Source organism: Parazoarcus communis SWub3 = DSM 12120, assembly GCF_003226565.1.
In the GTDB taxonomy this organism is placed as follows: domain Bacteria; phylum Pseudomonadota; class Gammaproteobacteria; order Burkholderiales; family Rhodocyclaceae; genus Parazoarcus; species Parazoarcus communis.
In genome coordinates, this window is sequence record NZ_QKOE01000200.1 from 1 (window position 1) to 255 (window position 255).

The window sequence follows — 255 nt, forward strand, 5'->3', positions numbered from 1 at the left end:
ATCTGGCTGAGGAGCTGTTCAGCTACCACATCGACGACAAGGCGAAGCGTCTTGCCGAAATGATGGACGGCAAGCTGCTGCTGGTGACCAACGCCGAGGGGCTTTCCGCGCAGAACGTGATTCAGCGCTACAAATCGCTCGCCGATATCGAGCGCGGTTTCAAGGTGCTCAAGTCCGAGATCGAGATCGGCCCGGTGTATCACCGTCTGCCCGAGCGGATCCGCGCGCACGCGTCGATCTGCTTCATGGCGCTGA

1 pseudogene is annotated in these 255 nt (G+C 60.4%); it reads left to right on the forward strand.

Annotated features, from left to right (window positions below):
* A pseudogene (locus DNK49_RS23735) lies at positions 1-255 on the forward strand (IS1634 family transposase); the annotation flags it as partial.